The sequence below is a fragment of the Thalassolituus sp. UBA6592 genome (assembly GCF_002433655.1).
Classification (GTDB): Bacteria; Pseudomonadota; Gammaproteobacteria; order Pseudomonadales; family Oceanobacteraceae; genus Venatoribacter.
In genome coordinates, this window is record NZ_DJIO01000115.1 from 61,421 (window position 1) to 61,761 (window position 341).

The window sequence follows — 341 nt, forward strand, 5'->3', positions numbered from 1 at the left end:
TCAGCCAGCCTGGGGCTGTTGCAGCCTGATCAAAGTCAAAACTTCCGGTCGCCAATACTTTTTTCAGAGAGACGTTACCTTTAATCATAGGGATTACTTCTGCCCGGGGGTTTAAGCTGTGGAGTATCTGTTTAACCCGCTCGAGCTGTTCCGGTGAAGCGAGATCGGTTTTGCTGATCAGCAGTTTGTCGCAGAATTCAATCTGATCGATCAGCAGGTCAGCTACACTGCGCTCATCGTCTTCGCCTAATGATTCACCGGCGTCCTGCAGTGATTGGGCCTCTTCAAAATCCTGCAGAAAATTCAATGCATCAACTACCGTAACCATTGTATCCAGACGG

The 341-nt window shown here is 49.0% G+C and carries 1 protein-coding gene; it reads right to left on the minus strand.

What is annotated here, in order from left to right; translation table 11 throughout:
• The coding region (locus B2Z72_RS11110; RefSeq protein ID WP_297004805.1) for a GTP-binding protein at positions 1-341 on the minus strand (341 nt) is incomplete at both ends.